This is a genomic window from Cellulosimicrobium sp. Marseille-Q4280 (assembly GCF_943181405.1).
Classification (GTDB): Bacteria; Actinomycetota; Actinomycetes; order Actinomycetales; family Cellulomonadaceae; genus Cellulosimicrobium.
The window spans coordinates 203,307-221,311 of record NZ_CALPBY010000006.1; the positions used below are offsets into that span (position 1 = coordinate 203,307).

Annotated in this window: 16 protein-coding genes; 13 read left to right on the top strand and 3 right to left on the bottom strand. The window is 77.1% G+C overall.

Annotated elements, in window-relative coordinates; all coding sequences use genetic code 11:
* The first annotated feature begins 147 nt into the window (after positions 1-147).
* From NFS20_RS16255 to NFS20_RS16270, 4 genes are all read left to right on the top strand, one after another.
* Positions 148-1,311 carry an iron-containing redox enzyme family protein gene (locus NFS20_RS16255; protein WP_251152849.1) on the top strand — a complete coding sequence of 388 codons (1,164 nt, stop codon included), beginning with the start codon at positions 148-150 and terminating at the stop codon, positions 1,309-1,311.
* Positions 1,298-2,308, top strand: coding sequence for a glycosyltransferase (locus NFS20_RS16260; protein ID WP_251152850.1), 1,011 nt, complete (start codon positions 1,298-1,300; stop codon positions 2,306-2,308). The genes NFS20_RS16255 and NFS20_RS16260 overlap by 14 nt, the downstream gene beginning before the upstream one ends.
* Positions 2,305-2,520 (top strand): CDGSH iron-sulfur domain-containing protein, encoded by a 216-nt coding sequence (locus NFS20_RS16265; protein ID WP_251152851.1) that lies wholly within the window; start codon positions 2,305-2,307, stop codon positions 2,518-2,520. Before NFS20_RS16260 ends, NFS20_RS16265 begins: the two co-directional genes overlap by 4 nt.
* Positions 2,521-2,669: 149 nt before the next feature.
* Positions 2,670-3,095: an Hsp20/alpha crystallin family protein gene (locus tag NFS20_RS16270; protein ID WP_251152852.1), complete on the top strand. Its 426-nt coding sequence runs from the start codon at positions 2,670-2,672 to the stop codon at positions 3,093-3,095.
* 150 nt (positions 3,096-3,245) lie between these two features.
* Here the strand turns inward: NFS20_RS16270 and NFS20_RS16275 are convergent, their stop codons facing one another.
* Positions 3,246-4,688 carry an aldehyde dehydrogenase family protein gene (locus NFS20_RS16275; protein WP_251152853.1) on the bottom strand — a complete coding sequence of 481 codons (1,443 nt, stop codon included), beginning with the start codon at positions 4,686-4,688 and terminating at the stop codon, positions 3,246-3,248.
* Between the two features lie 188 nt (positions 4,689-4,876).
* On the opposite strand from NFS20_RS16275, the gene NFS20_RS16280 reads away from it, so the two are divergent.
* The 8 genes from NFS20_RS16280 to NFS20_RS16325 are packed head-to-tail and all read left to right on the top strand — an operon-like array spanning position 4,877 to position 15,993.
* Positions 4,877-6,574 carry a carbamoyltransferase family protein gene (locus NFS20_RS16280; protein WP_251152854.1) on the top strand — a complete coding sequence of 566 codons (1,698 nt, stop codon included), beginning with the start codon at positions 4,877-4,879 and terminating at the stop codon, positions 6,572-6,574.
* Positions 6,571-8,301, top strand: a complete 1,731-nt coding sequence (locus NFS20_RS22300; protein ID WP_353050471.1) for an HAD-IIIA family hydrolase — start codon at positions 6,571-6,573, stop codon at positions 8,299-8,301. Before NFS20_RS16280 ends, NFS20_RS22300 begins: the two co-directional genes overlap by 4 nt.
* Entirely contained in the window at positions 8,298-9,476 is a 1,179-nt protein-coding gene (locus NFS20_RS16295) for a glycosyltransferase family 9 protein (protein WP_251152855.1), read from the top strand. Before NFS20_RS22300 ends, NFS20_RS16295 begins: the two co-directional genes overlap by 4 nt.
* Positions 9,473-10,498 (top strand): glycosyltransferase, encoded by a 1,026-nt coding sequence (locus NFS20_RS16300; protein WP_251152856.1) that lies wholly within the window; start codon positions 9,473-9,475, stop codon positions 10,496-10,498. The genes NFS20_RS16295 and NFS20_RS16300 overlap by 4 nt, the downstream gene beginning before the upstream one ends.
* Positions 10,495-11,853 (top strand): glycosyltransferase, encoded by a 1,359-nt coding sequence (locus NFS20_RS16305; RefSeq protein ID WP_251152857.1) that lies wholly within the window; start codon positions 10,495-10,497, stop codon positions 11,851-11,853. The genes NFS20_RS16300 and NFS20_RS16305 overlap by 4 nt, the downstream gene beginning before the upstream one ends.
* Positions 11,850-14,129: a PfkB family carbohydrate kinase gene (locus NFS20_RS22305; protein ID WP_353050472.1), complete on the top strand. Its 2,280-nt coding sequence runs from the start codon at positions 11,850-11,852 to the stop codon at positions 14,127-14,129. Before NFS20_RS16305 ends, NFS20_RS22305 begins: the two co-directional genes overlap by 4 nt.
* A complete protein-coding gene (locus NFS20_RS16320) occupies positions 14,126-14,860 on the top strand; it encodes an SDR family oxidoreductase (protein WP_251152858.1) in 735 nt (244 codons plus the stop codon). The genes NFS20_RS22305 and NFS20_RS16320 overlap by 4 nt, the downstream gene beginning before the upstream one ends.
* On the top strand, positions 14,851-15,993 hold the full coding sequence (locus NFS20_RS16325) for a glycosyltransferase family 9 protein (protein ID WP_251152859.1): 1,143 nt from the start codon (positions 14,851-14,853) through the stop codon (positions 15,991-15,993). The genes NFS20_RS16320 and NFS20_RS16325 overlap by 10 nt, the downstream gene beginning before the upstream one ends.
* Before the next feature lie 13 nt (positions 15,994-16,006).
* On the opposite strand, the gene NFS20_RS16330 is transcribed toward NFS20_RS16325, so the two are convergent.
* Together NFS20_RS16330 and NFS20_RS16335 are read right to left on the bottom strand one after the other, a co-directional pair.
* Positions 16,007-16,870 (bottom strand): haloalkane dehalogenase, encoded by an 864-nt coding sequence (locus tag NFS20_RS16330; protein ID WP_251152860.1) that lies wholly within the window; start codon positions 16,868-16,870, stop codon positions 16,007-16,009.
* The gene (locus NFS20_RS16335; RefSeq protein ID WP_251152861.1) at positions 16,863-17,384 is read right to left on the bottom strand and encodes a MarR family winged helix-turn-helix transcriptional regulator; all 522 of its coding nucleotides are present in this window, start codon (positions 17,382-17,384) and stop codon (positions 16,863-16,865) included. The genes NFS20_RS16330 and NFS20_RS16335 overlap by 8 nt, the downstream gene beginning before the upstream one ends.
* A 117-nt stretch (positions 17,385-17,501) precedes the next feature.
* On the opposite strand from NFS20_RS16335, the gene NFS20_RS16340 reads away from it, so the two are divergent.
* Complete coding sequence (locus NFS20_RS16340) at positions 17,502-18,005, top strand: GNAT family N-acetyltransferase (RefSeq protein WP_251152862.1); 504 nt, start codon at positions 17,502-17,504, stop codon at positions 18,003-18,005.

Below are 18,005 nucleotides of genomic sequence, written 5' to 3' on the forward strand. Positions count from 1 at the left end.
GCGTGTGCGACGTCGGCGGGTGCGCAGGTCCGCGCGGCCCCACGGTCCGAGCGTCCGCGCCTCCCGGCGAGCGAGCGCGGCGCGCCAGGCGCAGGATGACGGTGGTGTCGAGCAGGGGCGCCTCTCCCGCGACCCTGGAGCGCCCCGATGACCTCGACCCCGGTACGCACCGGCGCCGCCGACGCGGCCACCACCGCGACCGCCGCCTCCACCCGCTTGCCGCTCCCTGCCCCCCGCGGGCCCGTGAGCACCGCGCTGCTCGCCGCGCTCACGGCGGGCCCGCCGGACGGCTCGTCGGACGAGTCGGCCGACGTCCGGCTCGAGGCGGTCCGGGCGACCGTGGCCGACCGGCTGCACCGGGCGACGTCGGGCCGCGACGTGCTCGACGACGAGGACCTCCAGCTCACGCTCACGGTCCTCTACGAGCTGCACTACCGGGGCGTCGACGGCGTGGACGACGCGTGGGAGTGGGAGCCGTCGCTGCTCGCCGTGCGCGCCACGATCGAGCGGCCGTTCGAGGCCGCGGTGCGCGAGCGCGCCGGGAGCCCGGCCTGCCCGGGGACGGACGCCGCGACGGTGGCACGGCGGCTCTTCGAGCTCGCCGCGGAGGACGACGGGCCGAGCCTGTCGCGCTACGTCGCCAAGCGGGCCGACGACGCGCAGGTGCGCGAGCTGCTCGCGCTGAAGTCGCTCTACCAGCTCAAGGAGGCGGACCCGCACACGTGGGCGGTCCCACGGCTCGCCGGTGCGCCGAAGGCCGCGCTCGTCGAGATCCAGGCGGACGAGTACGGCGGCGGACGGCCGGGTCGCATGCATGCCGAGCTGTTCGCGCGCACGATGCGCGGGGTCGGGCTGGACGACACGTACGGCCGGTACGTCGACGCCGTGCCCACGCCGGTCCTCGTCGCGCTCAACACGATGTCGCTGTTCGGTCTGCACCGTCGCCTGCGGGGAGCGATCGTGGGCCACCTCGCGGCGTTCGAGATGACGTCGTCGGTCCCGAGCCGGCTGTACGGGAACGGGTTCCGACGGCTCGGCCACGACGAGGGCACCACGTGGTACTTCGACGAGCACGTCGAGGCGGACGCCGTCCACGAGCAGATCGCCGCGCGTGACCTGGCCGGCCGGCTCGTCGAGCAGGAGCCGGCGCTGTGCGACGACGTCCTCCTCGGCGCCGCGGCCTGCCTCGCCGTCGAGGGCGACGTCGCCGCGTACGCCCTGGAGCGCTGGCAGGGGGGCCTGTCCGCGCTGCGCACGCCGCTCGCGGCTGAGCCTCGACAGCCCGGGGAGCCGGCGCGTGCCCAGGACTGACGCCGTCTACGTCCTCCCGCTCCGACGCCCGGCGGTGGACGACGGCGAGCTCGCGGAGCTCGCGGCCTACCTGCGCCGGCTCGCGCGCGAGCTGCCCGTCGTCGTCGCCGACGGCTCACCGCCGGACGTCCGGGCGCGGCACGCCGCGTCGTGGGCGGGGGCCGCCCGGCTCGTGGCCGTCCCGCCGGTCCCGCCGGGGACCAACGGCAAGGTCGTCGGGGTCCTCGCCGGGCTGGCCTCGACGGCCCAGCCGCGCGTCGTCGTGGCGGACGACGACGTCCGGTGGGACGGTCCGTCGCTGGACCGCGCGCTCGGGCTGCTCGACGACGCCGACCTGGTCGTGCCGCAGAACGTGTTCGACCCGATGCCGTGGCACGCGCGCTGGGACACCGCCCGGTCGCTCGTCAACCGGGCCGTCGGCCACGACTACGCCGGCACGGCGGCGCTGCGGCGCGACGCCCTCGGGCCCGGGGGCTACGACGCCCGTGTGCTGTTCGAGAACCTCGAGCTCGAGCGCACGCTGGTCGCGCGGGGCGGACGCGTCGTGCACGCGGTCGACCTCGTGGTCCCCCGCCGACCGCCCGACGTGCGCCGCTTCGCCGAGCAACGGGTGCGCCAGGCCTACGACTCGCTGGCGCAGCCGGCGCGCCTCGCCGTCGAGCTCGCCGTGGCTCCGGTGCTGGGCGCCGGCGTGCTCTGCGGCGTCCGCGGACGCGGACTCACCCGGTCGGCGGGGTGGGCCGTCCTCCTCGTGCTGATGACGGGCGCCGTCGTGCTCGCGGAGGCCGGCCGCCGGCGTGCGGGCGGGACGGCCGCGTTCCCCGCCACCGCCGCCCTGTGGGCGCCGGCGTGGGTGGTCGAGCGCGCGCTGTGCGCGTGGCTCGCGCTCGGGTGGTGGACGCTCGGCGGCGTCCCCTACGCGGGGACGCGCCTGCGCCGCGCGGCGCACCCGATCCCCGCGCTGCGCGCCCGTGCCGCGGGACGGGGCGCCTCGTGACCCGCCCCGCGCACGACGACGTGACGGTCACCGCCTGCCCGGACGGACCGCTGCTCGTCCGTGGCCCCGCGCGCCTGGTGGACGCCGACGGCCGGGAGATCGAGCGGAACCGGGCGACCGTCGCGCTCTGCCGGTGCGGCGGCACGGCGATCCCCCCGTGGTGCGACGGCACCCACAAGGTGAACGGGTACCGCAGCGGCGAGCCCGCCTGAGGAGCCTCGAAGCTCTCGGCCACCACCTCTTGGCACTCGGCCCCGTCGAGTGCTAATAGTGGTGCTGTAGCCAGGTGACGCCGGAAGGCCCGGCGCACTGATCGCGGTCGAGGTCGCGGTGCGCGGCCTCGTCGAGGAGGTGATGCGCGATGGCTACCTACTGGGACCCGTTCCAGGAGATGGACCGTCTGTTCGGTTCGCTGGCCCTGAGCTCGCGGAACGCCCCCACGATGCCGATGGACCTGTTCCGCGAGGGTGACCACTACGTCCTCGCCGTGGACCTGCCCGGCATCGACCCCGGCAGCATCGACGTCTCGTGCGAGGACCGGACGCTGACGATCCGCGCCGAGCGGACGGCGCGCTCTGCCGAGGGCCAGTGGCTGCTCCGCGAGCGCCCGACCGGCACCGTCGCACGCCAGGTCACCCTGGGCCGCGGGCTCGCGCTCGACCAGATCGGCGCGTCCTACGCCGACGGCGTCCTGACCCTCACCATCCCGGTGTCGGAGGAGGCGAAGCCGCGCCGCATCGAGGTGAGCCACTCCGCCACCCCGACGGCGATCGAGGCCGGCAGCTGACGCCCGCTGACGCCTCAGTCGGGTGCGGTCACCTGCCGAACCCCGGGTCGTGCGGTCATCAGCCCTGTGAGAGCCGCTCGACCCGGGGTTCGGCAGCCGGCGCTCGGCTGGGCCGGGCGTCGCACCGGCGGGCGCGACGCGCGGCAGGACTCAGGCGAGGCCCTCGAGGTGGATCGCCTTGCGGACGGTGAGCTCGTCGAGCAGGTCCGGCCCGTAGCCCGCGCCGCCGCCGCTGCCGCGGCGCGGGTCTGCGGACCCGCCCGGCGCGCCGCCGAACACGGCATTGACCTTGACCGTCCCGACGTCGAGCACGTCGGCCGCGCGCAGGGCGTGGGCGAGCGACGGCGTGAGCACCGTCGCCGCGAGCCCGTACGCGGACGCCGACGCGCGGCGCAGACCCTCCTCGAAGTCCGCGACCCGCACGACCGGGACGACGGGGCCGAACGTCTCCTCGGTGAGGAGCGCGACGTCGTCGGGGCAGCGGTCCAGGACGGTCGGGGCGTAGAACGAGCCCGGCCGGTCGAGCCGCTCGGCGCCGGTCACCACCTCGGCGCCCGCGGCGGTCGCACCGCGCACGTGCTCGTCGACGACGGCGAGCTGGTCCTCGTCGACGAGCGGCCCCATCGAGGTCGCCTCGTCGCCCGGGTCGCCGACCCGCAGGTCCTGGGCGATGCGCGCGAGCTCGGCGACGACGGCGTCGGCCACGTCCTCCACGACGTACGCGCGCTCGACCGCCGTGCACAGCTGCCCGCCGTTGGTGAACGCGCCCGTCGCGATCTGGCGGGCCGCGAGCGCCGGGTCGACCCCGGCGTCGACGACGATCGGGTCCTTGCCGCCGTTCTCGAGCAGCACCTTCGCACCCCGCGCGCCCGCGGTCGCGGCGATGCGGCGCCCCGCGGCGGTGGAGCCGACGTGCGCGACGAGCGCCACGTCGTCGTGCGCGACGATCGCCTCGCCCGTCGCACCGTCGCCGCTGACCACGCGGAGCACGTCGGGCGGCAGGGCGCCCGCGACGAGCTCCGCGAGCCGCACGCCCGGGGCGTCGCTGCGCTCCGACGGCTTGTGGACGACGACGTTCCCCGTGACCAGCGCCGCGGCGATCAGCCCCGCGGCGGCCGGGTACGGGTCGTTCCACGGAGTGATCACCGCGACGACGCCGCGCGGCTCCCGGCGCACCACGTCGAGCGCCGTCGGGTCCCCGGCGAGCACGCGCCCGGACCGGCCGAGGCCCGAGACGGCGGCCTCCTCGAAGAGCTCCGCCGCGACCTCCGCGGACGCGCGCGCCTCGCCCTCGAGTCGACCGGTCGTCGCGCGCAGGAGCGCCCCGAGCTCGTCGGCGGCCTCCCGCACCGCCGTCGCGGCGGCACGGAGCGCAGCCGCACGCTCGCCCGGCGGCGTCGCGCGCCACGCGGGCCATGCCGCGACGGCGGCGCGCACGGCGGCGTCGACCTCGTCCGGTCCGGCGCACTCCACCGGGGTCCCCGGACGGCCGGTCGCGGGGTCGGTGCGCTCGAGCCGGCGTCCACCCGGGGAGACGGCGGTCGGCGCAGCGTGCGGGTCGAGGGCGGGACGTGAGGTCGAGGTCGTCGTCATGCGGTCCTCCAGAGGGGATGACACGAGGAGAAGTACCTGTCCGTGCGGGGCCGAGGTGCGAGAAGCGCTTCTCGGGGTCAGGGTGAGGACGGGTTGCAGCAGAGCCGACCCGTACGCGTCAGGCGAGCGCCCACGGATTCTCGAGGCGCACCACGAGCCTGGCCCCATCGAGGAAGGCTCGCCAGCCCATGCGCGTCCTCGGCGTCAACGCCCTGTTCCACGACCCCTCCGCCGCGCTCGTCGTCGACGGCCGCGTGGTCGCGGCCGCGGAGGAGGAACGCTTCTCCCGGCGCAAGCACGGCAAGCGGCCCGTGCCGTTCGCGGCGTGGGAGCTGCCCGAGAAGGCGATGGCCTGGTGCCTCGAGGCCGGCGGGCTGCGGCCCCAGGACCTCGACGCCGTCGCCTACTCGTTCGACCCGGCGCTCGCGAAGCCCGCCGAGGAGATGGGCCTGCCCGACCCGTGGGACTGGCTGCGCGTGCAGTACGCGGAGCGCGCCCCGCAGTTCATCGCGACGGCGCTGCCCGGCCTGTCCCCCGCCGCGGTCCGGTTCGTGCCGCACGAGGTGGCGCACGCGGCGTCGGCCGCCCTCGCCTCGCCGTTCCCCGTGGCCAGCGTGCTGTCGCTCGACGGGCGCGGCGAGCGCTCGTCGCACCTCGCGGGCCGCTACGACCACGGCCGGCTCGAGGTGCTCGCGAGCCAGGAGCTGCCGCACTCCCTCGGCCTGGTCTACGAGTCGCTCACCGAGCACCTCGGGTTCCTGCGGTCGAGCGACGAGTACAAGGTCATGGCGCTCGCGTCGTACGGCGAGCCGCGGTTCCTCGACGACCTGCGCGAGATCCTCCACGCCACGGACGACGGCGGGTTCGTCGCCGAGGCCCCGGACTGGACGCGCTGGGCGCCGCGACGTGTCGACGACGGCACGTGGGGCACCGAGCACGGCGGCCTCGCGGAGCACGCCGATCTCGCGGCGTCGGTGCAGGCGCGGCTCGAGGAGGTCCTGGTCGACCTGGCGACGTGGCTGCACGGGCAGACCGGCGACCGCGTGCTCACGATGGGCGGCGGCACGGCGCTCAACTGCGTCGCGAACTCCCGGATCTGGCGCGAGACGCCGTTCGAGGAGGTGTGGGTCCAGCCCGCCGCGGGCGACTCCGGCACCGCGCTCGGCGCGGCGATGCAGCTCGCGGCCGAGGCCGGCGACACGGTCGAGCCCATGGGCTCGGCCGCCCTGGGACGATCCTGGACCGACGACGAGCTCGCCGGCTGGCTGCGCACCGCGAAGGTGCCGTTCACGACCCCCGACGACCTGCCCGGCGAGGTCGCGCAGGTCCTCGCCGACAACGGGGTCGTGGCATGGTTCGACGGCCGCGCCGAGTTCGGCCCGCGCGCGCTCGGCCACCGCTCGCTCATCGCCAACCCGGGCCCGGTCGAGAACCTCGAGCGGCTCAACGACGTCAAGGGCCGCGAGCAGTTCCGCCCCGTCGCGCCGATGGTGCTGCTCGAGGACGCGGCGGAGATCTTCAGCGGCGGCCCGATCCCCAGCCCGTACATGCTCTTCGTCCACGACGTCGCGCCGGAGTGGCGGGACCGGATCGCCACCGTCGTGCACGTCGACGGGACCGCGCGCATCCAGACGGTCGACGAGTCCACGCCGCGCCTGCAGGCCATGATCCGGGCCTTCAAGGACCGCACGGGACTGCCCGTCGTCGTCAACACGAGCCTCAACACCGCGGGCCGCCCGATGGTCGACGACCCGCGCGACGCGCTCGAGCTCTTCGGGTCCGCGCCGGTCGACCTGCTCGTGCTCGGCCCGCACCTCGTGCGGCGCGCCGACGTGTTCGCCGGCGGGGACGGCGCCGGCGGCGACGACGGGGAGGAGCACGCATGACGACGCCCCGGCACGCGGCGGCCCCGGAGGCCGGAGCCGGTCGGCCGGGGGCATTGGCCCGCGACCCCTACGCCGTCGTCGTCCCGTCGATCGGCCGGCCCTCGCTCCTGCGGCTGCTCGAGACGCTCGCCGCGCAGGCGGAGTCGTCCCCCAGCGCGCCGGCTCCGACCGAGGTGGTCGTCGCCGACGACCGCCGCCTCCCCCTGCCCGGCCGGGGCGCGACCGGATCCTCCGTTCCGGGACCACTGGACCTCGGCGAGGCCGGCGACCGTCTCGGCGCGCGGGTCGTGCGCACGGGCGGCCGCGGCCCTGCGGCGGCGCGCAACGCCGGGTGGCGCTCGACCTCCGCGCCGTGGGTCGTCTTCCTCGACGACGACGTCGAGCTGCCCGCCGGCTGGGCCGGGCTGCTCGCGGCCGACCTCGCGGCGGCGGACGACCGCACCGGCGGCGTCCAGGGTCGCCTGCACGTGCCGCTGCCGACGGACCGCCGTCCCACCGACTGGGAGCGCGGGACCGCGGGCCTGCAGGACGCGCTGTGGCCGACCGCCGACATGGCGTACCGCCGCGCGGCGCTCGAGCAGGTGTCCGGGTTCGACGAGCGGTTCCCCCGGGCCTACCGCGAGGACGCCGACCTCGCGCTGCGGGTCCGCGACGCCGGCTGGAACCTCGAGCGCGGCACCCGCACCACGACCCACCCCGTCCGCCCGACCGACGACGGCGTGAGCCTGCGCGTCCAGGCCGGGACGCGCGACGACGCGACGATGCGCGCGCTGCACGGGCCGGACTGGCGCGAGCGTGCCGAGACGGGCCGTGGCCGCCTGGCGTGGCACGTCGCGACGGTCGCCGCGGCGGGCGTCGGCGTCGCCGGGATGCTCGCCCGTCGACGGCGCGTCGCCGCGCTCGGCGCCGCGGCATGGGCCGGTCTCACCCTCGACTTCGCGCGACGCCGCCTCGCGCCCGGCCCGCGACCCGGCGACGACGTCTTCGGTGCCGAGCTGCGCCGCATGCTCTGGACGAGCGCCGCGATCCCGTTCGCGGCCGTGCGCCACCGCGTGGCCGGGACCGTCGCGGCGCGGCGCGGCCTCGACCCGTGGCCGCCGCCGCTCGCCGCCGTCCTCTTCGACCGCGACGGCACCCTCGTGCACGACGTCCCCTACAACGGCGACCGGGCCGAGGTCCGCCCGGTCGAGGGCGCGCGCGCGGTCCTCGACGACCTGCGGGCGCGCGGCGTGCGCGTCGGCGTGGTCTCGAACCAGTCGGGCATCGCCCGGGGCCTGCTCACGCGCGAGCAGGTCGACGCCGTCAACGCGCGCGTCGAGGAGCTGCTCGGGCCGTTCGACACGTGGCAGGTGTGCCCGCACGGGCCCGACGACGCGTGCGCGTGCCGCAAGCCCGCGCCCGGCATGGTCCTCGCCGCCGCCGCGGAGCTCGGCGTGCCGCCGTGGCGCTGCGCGGTCGTCGGCGACATCGGGGCCGACGTCGGGGCCGCGGTCGCCGCGGGCGCCGTGCCGGTGCTCGTCCCGACGCCGGTCACCCGCCCGGAGGAGGTCGACGCCGCCCCGCGCGTCGCCCCCGACCTCGCCGCCGCGGTCACGATGCTCGACGACCGGCGCCACGCCGCGCCGCCTGAGGGCGTGACGTCGAGATCGGCAGGATCGCATCAGATCGGCAGCCCGCGACTGCCGATCTCGCGCCGATCTGCCGATCTCGGGGGGCGTGGGTCATGAGCGCCGACGTGCTGGCCGTCCGGCTCGACAGCGACGGCGACGTGCTCCTCACGGGGCCGGCGGTCCGCGCCCTCGCGGCGGGCGCCGCGGCCCGCGGGGGCCAGGTCGACGTGCTCGCGTCGTCGGCCGGTCGCGCGGCCGCAGGCCTGCTTCCCGGCGTGCGCGACGTGCTGACGTTCGACGCGCCGTGGTCCGGGTACGACCCGCCGCCGCTCGACCGCGCCGAGGTCATGGCCCTGGTCGAGACGCTCGCCGCGCGCCGGTACGCCGCCGCGGTGGTCTTCACGTCGTTCCACCAGAGCCCGCTGCCCATGGCGCTGCTGGCCCGGCTCGCCGGGATCCCCCACGTCGCCGGGACCAGCGACGACTACCCCGGCTCGCTGCTCGACGTGCGGCACCGCCGACCCGACGGCCTGCACGAGGTCGAGGCCGCTCTGGACCTCGCGCGCGCCGCCGGGTTCCCCTCCGCCCCGGGCGACGACCGGCTGCGCGTGCGCGGGCCGCTGCCCGACGTGCGCCACCTCCTGCCCGTCCCCACCGACGCCGCGGGCGCGGACGACGACGCGCCGTACGTCGTCGTGCACCCGGGCGCGTCGGTGCCCGCCCGCGCCCCGTCGCCCGACCACGCGCGCGCGGTCGTCGCCGCCCTGGTCGAGCGCGGCCACCGCGTCGTCGTCACGGGCGGGCCGCGCGAGACCGACCTCGCCGCGCACGTCGCCGCCGGACCTGTCGCCGGACGCGGCGCCGCACGTGTCGTCGACCTCTCCGGCCGGACGGACCTCCCCGGCCTCGCGGCGGTGCTCGCGGGTGCGCAGTGCGTCGTCGTGGGCAACACCGGTCCCGCGCACCTCGCCGCAGCCGTCGGGACCCCTGTCGTGTCGCTCTTCTCGCCCGTCGTGCCCGCCGACCGCTGGGCGCCGTGGGGTGTGCCGACGGTCGTCCTCGGCGACCGGTCCGCGGCGTGCCAGGGCTCGCGTGCCCGCGAGTGCCCCGTCCCGGGCCACCCGTGCCTGACGGGCGTCGACCCGCAGGAGGTCGTCGACGCCGTCGCGCGGCTCGCTCCCGGCTCGACGGCCGGCCCGCCGGGCGAGCCCTTCCGGACGCCCCAGCACCACCCGACCGACGCGTCACCCGCCCGCGGGCCGGCGCCCGAGACCGCGGAGGTCGTCGCATGAGGATCCTCGTCTGGCACGTGCACGGCTCGTGGGCCACGGCCTTCGTCGCCGGCGAGCACGAGTACGTCGTCCCCGTCGTCGCGGACCGCGGGCCCGAGGGTCGCGGTCGCGCGCAGACGTGGGACTGGCCCGCGACGGTGCGCGAGGCGACGCCCGAGCAGCTCGCCGACCTCGCGGCCGGCGGCGGGATCGACGTCGTCGTGCTGCAGCGTCCCGAGGAGGTCGAGCTGCTGCGGCGCTGGACCGGTCTCGTCCCCGGCCGGGACGTCCCTGCCGTCTACGTGGAGCACAACGCGCCCACCGGCCACGCCGCCTCGACGCGCCACCCGCTCGCCGACCTGGACGTCGTCGAGGAGGGCCTCGTCCCGATCGTCCACGTCACGGCGTTCAACGCGCTCATGTGGGACACCGGCGACGCGCGGACCCTCGTCGTCGACCACGGCATCCCCGACCCCGGCCACCTCTACTCGGGTGAGCGGGCGAGCGTCGGCGTCGTCGTCAACGAGCCCGTGCGGCGCTGGCGCGTCGCGGGCACCGACGTCCTCGTCGAGGTGGGCCGCCACGTGCCGCTCGACGTGTACGGCATGGGCGTCGGCAAGCTCGCCGAGCACCTGGACGCGCCCGGCGCAGCACCCGTCACCGCAGGCACCGCCCGTCACCGCACGCACGGCCTGCACGACGACGTCCCGCAGGCCGCGATGCACGCGCGCCTCGCGACGTCGCGCGCCTACCTGCACCCCTACCGCTGGACGAGCCTCGGCCTGTCGCTCCTCGAGGCGATGGCCCTCGGGATGCCCGTCCTCGCCCTCCCGACCACCGAGGCACCCGTCGCGGTGCCGCCCACCGCCGGGACGCTCAGCTCCCGCCCCGACGAGCTCGTCGCGACCGCGCGCCGCTGGCTCGCCGACCCGGACGAGGCGCGCGAGCACGGCTCCGCCGCGCGCGCCCACGTCCTCGAGCACTACTCCCACGCCAGGTTCCTGCACCGCTGGGACACGGTCCTCCAGGAGGTGACCTCATGAAGATCGCCATGATCTCCGAGCACGCCAGCCCGCTCGCCGCCCTGGGCGGCGTCGACGCCGGCGGCCAGAACGTCCACGTCGCGTCGCTCGCGACGCGGCTCGGCGCCCAGGGGCACGACGTGGAGGTCTACACCCGCCGCGACGACGCCTCGCTGCCGGAGCGGGTGCCCCTCGCGCCGCGGGTCGAGGTCGTCCACGTGGACGCGGGTCCCCCGGTCCCCGTCCCCAAGGACGAGCTGCTCCCCCACATGGACGCGTTCGGCGCGGACCTCCTGCGCCGCTGGTCGGACCCGGCCGTCCCGGACGCCGTGCCCGACGTCGTGCACGCGCACTTCTGGATGTCGGGGATCGCGGGCCTGCTGTCCGCGCCCCCGCTCGGCATCCCGCTCGTGCAGACGTTCCACGCGCTCGGTTCGGTCAAGCGGCGGCACCAGGGCGCGCGGGACACGAGCCCGCGCGAGCGGGTCGCGCGGGAGCGCCTGCTGTGCCGCGGGGTCGACCGCATCGTCGCGACGTGCAGCGACGAGGTCGCCGAGCTCGTCGCGCTCGGCGCGGACCCGGACCGCGTCGACGTCGTGCCGTGCGGCGTCGACATCGGGCGCTTCCGCCCCGGCCCGCGGCGCTCCGTGCACCGGCATCGCGAACCGGGGACGCTGCGGCTCCTGTCGATCGGTCGCCTCGTCGAGCGCAAGGGCGTCGACACCGTCATCGAGGCGCTGCCCGACCTGCCGGGCGCGGAGCTCGTCGTCGCCGGCGGGCCGCCGGCCGCGCACCTCGAGGAGGACGAGGAGGCGCGCCGCCTGGTCAAGCTCGCCGACGCGCTCGGCGTCCTCGACCGCGTCCGGCTCGTGGGGAGCGTGACGCAGGACGACGTGCGCGGCCTCATGCAGACGGCCGACGTCGTGGTGTGCGACCCGTGGTACGAGCCGTTCGGCATCGTCCCGCTCGAGGCCGCGGCCTGCGGACGCCCGGTGGTCGGGGCCGCCGTCGGCGGCCTGCTCGACTCGGTCGTCGACGGCCGCACCGGCCTGCTGGTCCCTCCGCGCGACCCGGCCGCGCTGGCCGCGGCGCTGCGGCGGATCGCCGACGACCCGGCGCTCGGCGAGCGCCTCGGGTCGGCGGCACGGGTCCGGGCGGAGCGCCTGTACGGCTGGACGACCGTCGCGGCGCGCACGCTGGAGTCGTACGAGCGCGTCGTCGCCGAGGGTCGGCGGTCGGCCGCACGGGACACGAGGACCGCGCACGGCCCGGTGCCCCCCGCGGTGCGTACCGCCACACCCACCGCCACGCCCACCACCACGCCTCCCGACATGGCGCCCGACGGCCGTCCGGTGCGGGCGGTGAGCGCCCGATGACCGCGGCCGAGCGCTGGCTGCGCGCGCACGCCGACGACCTCCACCAGGGCCTCGACCTGCTCCTCGCCGAGGCCGGGCGCATCGACGCGTGGGGCGAGCACCTCGCCGACGTCGTGCTCGGGGGCGGGCGCCTGCTCGTCGCGGGCAACGGGGGCAGCGCCGCGGAGGCGCAGCACCTCACCGCGGAGCTCGTGGGACGGTTCGAGGGCGAGCGCGTGCCGCTGTCCGCGATCAGCCTGCACGCCGAGACCTCCAGCCTCACCGCGATCGTCAACGACTACGGGATCGGCGAGATGTACGCGCGGCAGGTCGCCGCGCACGGCCGCCCGGGCGACGTCCTGCTGCTGCTGTCCACGTCGGGCAACAGCGAGAACGTCGTCGCGGCCGCCCACCGCGGGCGCGAGCTCGGCCTCACGACGTGGGCCCTCACCGGGCCGAGCCCGTGCGGGCTCTCGGCCGCGTGCGACGACACGCTCGCGATGCAGGGCGCCTCGACGTCGTCCGTCCAGGAGCTGCACCTCGTCGTCGCCCACGCGCTGTGCGCCGCGCTCGACGCGCACGTCCGGCAGCGGGAGACCGGGGCCTCGGGCGAGCCCGTGCCGGAGCCGGTGACCGCACCGGCTGTGTCGCCAGGGGCTTCTCCGGGCGTCACACCGGGGGTCTCGCCGGAGACCGCTGCGCCGGCGGACGACCGCCCACGCGTCGTCGTCGTGGGAGACGTCCTGCTCGACCGCGACGTCGACGGCCAGGTGACGCGCTTCTCCCCCGACGGGCCCGTGCCCGTCGTCGACACCCTCGGTGTGCGGCGCAGCCCCGGCGGCGCCGGGCTCACCGCGCTCCTCGCGGCCGACGGCGCGCGCGTGCGTCTCGTCGCACCCCTCGCCGACGACGACGCCGGGCGCGACCTCCGCGGCCTCCTGAGCCGGCACGTCGAGGTCGTGGCCGTGCCGCAGGAGGGCACGACGCGCCGCAAGACGCGCGTGCGCTCGGCCGGGCAGACGGTCGTCCGCGTCGACGACGGCGGCCCCGCCCGCCCGGTCGACGTCCCGGTCGCGCGGGTCCGCACGGCGCTCGCCGACGCGGCCGTCGTGCTCGTCTCCGACTACGGCGCGGGCACCACGCACGACGGCCCGCTGCGCGACCTGCTCGCCGAGGCCGCGACGTCGACGCCGGTCGTGTGGGACCCGCACCCGCGCGGCGGGCGCCCGGTGCCCGGCGCCGCGCTCGTCACGCCGAACCTCGCCGAGGCGCTCGACGCCGCGGACTCGCTCGGGATCGAGGCGTCGCCCGACGACCTCGGCGGTCTCGCGCAGGCGCTCGCGCGCGGCTGGGAGGTCGGCGCGGTCTGCGTCACCGCAGGCGACCGCGGCGCGTTCGTCGCGCGGCCGACCGGCGAGCCTGCCTACGTCCCGGCGACGGCCGTCGCGGGCGACCCGTGCGGCGCGGGCGACCGCTTCGCGTCGACCGTCGCGGCCGAGCTCGCGCGCGGCACCGGCCTCGTCGACGCCGTGGCGCGCGGCGTCGACGTCGCGTCCACGTGGGTCGCCACGGGCGGTGCGGAGGGCTACCGGCGACGCGCGGAGACCTCGGGGCAGGTCGGCGGCGCGGCGCACCGGACCGGGCCGTCCGGCACCACGGGGTCGGGCGAGCCGGCCGGCTCGGGCAGGTCCGTCGCCGGCGGTGCCTTCGCCGACGGCGACCCCCGCGGCGTCGCGCGGAGCGACGCGCCGACGCCCCAGGAGGTCGGGGAGCGCCTGCGCGCGCTCGGCGGCACCGTCGTCGCGACGGGCGGGTGCTTCGACATCCTGCACGCCGGGCACGTCGCGACGCTCGAGGCCGCGGCCCGGCTCGGCGACCACCTCGTCGTCCTCCTCAACGGTGACGCGTCCGTGCGGCGGCTCAAGGGGCCCGAGCGGCCCGTCGTCGCGCAGTCCGACCGTGCGCGGGTCCTGGCCGCTCTCGACTGCGTGTCCGCCGTCGTGGTGTTCGACGAGGACGACCCGCGCGCCGCGCTCGACGCGCTGCGTCCCGACGTGTGGGCCAAGGGCGGTGACTACACCGAGGAGACGCTTCCCGAGGCGGAGGTCGTCCGCGGCCACGGCGGGCGCGTCGTCGTCCTGCCCTACGTGGCCGGCCGCTCCACGACCTCGATCCTCGAGCGCTCGGGCCGCTACGCGCCCGCCGCCGCTCCCGGCGCAGGCCCCGAGGGCCACCCGGGCACCGACCGCGCTCCCGTCCCGACCACCTCCCCGACCCCGAAGGAGACCTCCGCATGACCTCCCCCACGTTCCAGCAGCCCGCCGACTCCCCGCTCCCCGTGCCCCGCGAGGTCGGCACCGTCTACGTCACGGGCGGCGCGAGCGGCCTCGGTGCGGCGCTCGTCGAGGCCGTGACCGCCGCGGGCGGCAAGCCCGTCGTGCTCGACCGGGTCGCCCCGGCGAACGGCGGCCTGCACGCGATCGTCGACCTGTCCGACTCCGCGGCAGCCGCAGCGGCCGTCGATCGGCTCGCGGTCGAGGTCGGCCCACCCGACGCCGTGGTCACCGCCGCGGGGACCGACGCGTGCGGGCGGCTCGACGAGATCGACGTCGAGACGTGGGAGCGCGTCGTGCGCGTCAACCTCTTCGGGACCGTGGCCGTCGTGCGCGCCGCCATCCCCTACCTCGCGGAGCGGCGCGGGACCGTCGTGACCGTCGCCTCGACGCTCGGGCTCAAGGGCGTCTCGGACGCGACCGCCTACTGCGCGTCGAAGTTCGCGGTGCGGGGCTTCTCGCAGGCGCTCGCCGCCGAGCTCGCCGGCACGGTCGGCGTGACGTGCCTCGTCCCGGGCGGCATGCGGACCGCGTTCTTCGACGGCCGGACCGAGCAGTACAAGCCCGGGCCGGACGCCGACCTCAACGACCCGCGCGCGACGGCGGCCGCCGTCGTCACCGCGCTGCGCCAGCCCGTGGGCTGCGAGATCCGCGAGATGCTGGTGATGGCCTCCGGCGAGACGTCGTGGCCGTGAGCGACGGCGCGACCGAGCTGGCCCCCGACCTGCCCGCGGTCGTCGAGGGTGAGGACGAGGGCACGGTCCTCGTGCTGCGCGCGCTGGGGCTCGGCGACGCGGTGACCGCGATCCCCGCGCTGCGCGGGATCCGACGCGCGTGGCCGGGACGGCGCGTGCTCCTCGCCGCCCCGGCCGAGGTCGGCTCCTGGCTCGTAGGGCTGGGGCTCGTCGACGGCGTCGTCCCGACGAGGGGCCTCGCGCCCCTGCGCTGGGTCGACGAGGCCGAGACCGTCACCGGCATGCCCGCGGCAGGGCACGTGGCGGTGAACCTCCACGGCAGCGGGCCGGAGAGCCACCGCGTGCTGCTCGCGACCGAGCCGGACCGGCTCGTGGCGTTCGCGTCGGGCGAGGCCGGGGTCGACGGACCGGCGTGGGACCGGGACGAGCACGAGGTGGACCGCTGGTGCCGGCTCGTCACCTCCGCCGGGGGCGAGTGCGCGCGCGAGGACCTGCGGCTCGAGCCACCCGCCCCGCGCGACGCCCACGTCGTCGTGCACCCGGGCGCCGCGTCGGGTTCCCGGCGGTGGCCGGCCGAGCGGTTCGCCGCCGTGGTGCGGCACCTCGCGGACGCGGGGTACGACGTCGTCGTCACGGGCAGCGCGGACGAGCGCGAGCTGTGCGAACGGGTGGTCGCGGAGGCGACGGACGCGCACGCGCCCGTCCCGACCGGTTCGCCGACCGACACACCGACCGGCAGCGCGACCGGCGACCGGGCGCGCACGCGTCGCGGCGCCGTCGACCACGCGGCGGGGGTGCTCGACCTCCCCGCGCTCGCCGACGTCGTCGCGACGGCGCTCCTCGTGGTGAGCGGGGACACGGGCGTCGCGCACCTCGCGACGGCGTACGGGACGCCGTCGGTCGTGCTGTTCGGCCCGACGCCGCCCGCGCTGTGGGGGCCGGCGATCGAGCCGGACCGGCACGTCGTCCTCTGGCACGGCGAGGACGTGCTCCCGGCGGCCCACGGCGAGCCCGCGCCCTACCGGGGCGACCCGCACGGCGAGGACCTCGACCCGGCGCTCGAGCGCGTCACCGTCGACGAGGTGACGGACGCGGCCGACGCGCTGCTCGCGGACGAGCAGACCGGCCGCTGACCAGCCGGCGCGATCAGCGCAGGGCGTGGCGGTCGAGCCACGCCCCGACCGCGCGGCCGATCTCGACGGGCCTGTCCTCGGTCGCGTGGTGGCCTGCTGCACCGAGGTGCTCGACCTCGAGCGCAGAGATGGTCTCCCGCGCCCACGCGACCGCGGGCTCGTCGAGCAGCAGGGTCGGGGAGCCCTCGAAGGCGAGCAGCAGCTTCGGCACGTCCGAGGAGTCCTGCAGCCAGACCCCTGCCCGCTCGAGCCGTGCGACGAGCTCCGGGGGCGGCGCGCCGAGCTGGCGAGCCCAGGCCAGCAGCGGGCGACGGCTCTCCCGCGTGGGGTAGGGCGCGAGGTACGCGGCGAGGTCCTCCGCGGAGGCCGGGGCCAGCACGCCGCCCGTGTAGGCCTGGCGGACGGCCGTGTCCTGGTCCAGGAACATCACCTCGCCCTGCGGAGACGCCACGAGCTCGCGGCGCGCCCGCGCCTGCGGCGACAGGTGCTCGGGTCGTACCGGCCGGAGCACGGCCTCGAACAGCGCTGCGCCGCGGACCCGCTCGGGGAACCGGGCCGCGCGGTCGATCGCGAGCGCCCCGCCCCAGTCGTGACCGACGAGGACCGCCGGCTCGTCCCCCAGCACGGCGTCGAACCAGGCGTCGAGGTAGCGCGCGTGGTCGGCGAACGTGTACGCGAGGTCGGGCTTGCCGGACGCGCCCATGCCGATCAGGTCCGGCGCCAGCAGCCGGCCGTGCCCGACGGCCGGCAGCACCCGGCGCCAGGTGTACGACGACGACGGGTTGCCGTGGAGGAACACGACCGGAGCCGCACCGGGGGCACCGGTCGAGGACTCCGTGAAGTGCAGGGTCGAGCCGAGGACGGGGACGTCAGGCATCGATGGCTCCTGGGTCGAGGGGCGTGTCGGGCGGTGTGTCGGGTCGTGCGTCGAGGGGCGCGTCGAGCAGCGCGGTGAGCATGGCGACCAGCTCCGCGCTGCGCGGGCTGTCGCGACCGCCGAGCGGCGCGAGCAGCTGGTCGAGCAGTGCCTGGACCGTGCGCATCGCCGGGCGGACGACGGCCAGACCGCGTTCCGTCAGCTCCAGGCGGACGACGCGGGAGTCCTGGTCGTCCCGGCTGCGGGCCACCAGGCCGTCGGCCTCCAGCGTGCGGACGAGCCGAGAGACGTACATCGGCTCCAGGCCCGAGACCTCGGCGAGGGCACGCTGGCTCGGCGCGCCCGGGTCCTCTCCTGCCGGGGTGGCACCGCGCATCGCGAAGAGCGTCGTGAGCACGACGTACGTGGCGTGCGTCAGGCCGTGGGGTGCCACGGCGCGGTCGACGGCGGTGCGCCACCGGGTCGACAGGCGCCAGACGAGCGCGCCGGCCCGGGCGCCGGGCGGGATGAGCATGCGACGACGCTAGACCCCTTTAGTAAACATGACAAGCATCTGCGCCCGCTCAACGCGTGCACGGTCCGGACGGCCGGCGGTGGCGTCGGCACCGACCACGGTGGGTAGTCTCCTGCGGTGACCTCGGACCACGTGACGATCCGCCCCTACGCAGCCGGTGACGCCGCCGCCACCCTGCGGATCTTCGAGCGGGCCGTCACCGAGACGGCTCGCTCGCGGTACTCCGAGGCGCAGGTGCTGGCGTGGCTCGGCGGCCCGCGGGACGAGGCGGCGTGGCACCAGCGGCGCGCCGCGGCGGGGACGGTTGTGGCCCTCGTCGACGGAGAGGTCGCGGGGTTCACCGACCTGCGCGACGACGGCTACGTCGACATGCTGTTCGTCTCTCCCGACCACGGGCGCCGCGGGATCGGCGCGCGCCTCCTCGCGCAGGTGGTCGAGACGGCGCGGCACGACGGCGTCCCGGCACTCAGCACCCACGCGAGCGAGGTCGCCCGGCCGGTGTTCGAGCGTGCCGGGTTCGCGGTCGTCGAGCGCGAGACGGTGCACCGGGGCGACGTCACGCTCGACCGGTACGTCATGCAGCGCCCCCTCGACGTGCACGGGTCCGGCGAGACCGCCTGA

What these genes read in the sequence shown, in the direction of transcription:
- NFS20_RS16305 (WP_251152857.1), top strand. Translation starts at nt 10,495, where the DNA reads ATGAAGATCGCCATGATCTCCGAGCACGCCAGCCCGCTCGCCGCCCTG.
- NFS20_RS16335 (WP_251152861.1), bottom strand. Translation starts at nt 17,384, where the DNA reads ATGCTCATCCCGCCCGGCGCCCGGGCCGGCGCGCTCGTCTGGCGCCTG.
- NFS20_RS16320 (WP_251152858.1), top strand. Translation starts at nt 14,126, where the DNA reads ATGACCTCCCCCACGTTCCAGCAGCCCGCCGACTCCCCGCTCCCCGTG.
- NFS20_RS16255 (WP_251152849.1), top strand. Translation starts at nt 148, where the DNA reads ATGACCTCGACCCCGGTACGCACCGGCGCCGCCGACGCGGCCACCACC.
- NFS20_RS16275 (WP_251152853.1), bottom strand. Translation starts at nt 4,688, where the DNA reads ATGACGACGACCTCGACCTCACGTCCCGCCCTCGACCCGCACGCTGCG.
- NFS20_RS16300 (WP_251152856.1), top strand. Translation starts at nt 9,473, where the DNA reads ATGAGGATCCTCGTCTGGCACGTGCACGGCTCGTGGGCCACGGCCTTC.
- NFS20_RS22305 (WP_353050472.1), top strand. Translation starts at nt 11,850, where the DNA reads ATGACCGCGGCCGAGCGCTGGCTGCGCGCGCACGCCGACGACCTCCAC.
- NFS20_RS16270 (WP_251152852.1), top strand. Translation starts at nt 2,670, where the DNA reads ATGGCTACCTACTGGGACCCGTTCCAGGAGATGGACCGTCTGTTCGGT.
- NFS20_RS16295 (WP_251152855.1), top strand. Translation starts at nt 8,298, where the DNA reads ATGAGCGCCGACGTGCTGGCCGTCCGGCTCGACAGCGACGGCGACGTG.
- NFS20_RS16330 (WP_251152860.1), bottom strand. Translation starts at nt 16,870, where the DNA reads ATGCCTGACGTCCCCGTCCTCGGCTCGACCCTGCACTTCACGGAGTCC.
- NFS20_RS16280 (WP_251152854.1), top strand. Translation starts at nt 4,877, where the DNA reads ATGCGCGTCCTCGGCGTCAACGCCCTGTTCCACGACCCCTCCGCCGCG.
- NFS20_RS22300 (WP_353050471.1), top strand. Translation starts at nt 6,571, where the DNA reads ATGACGACGCCCCGGCACGCGGCGGCCCCGGAGGCCGGAGCCGGTCGG.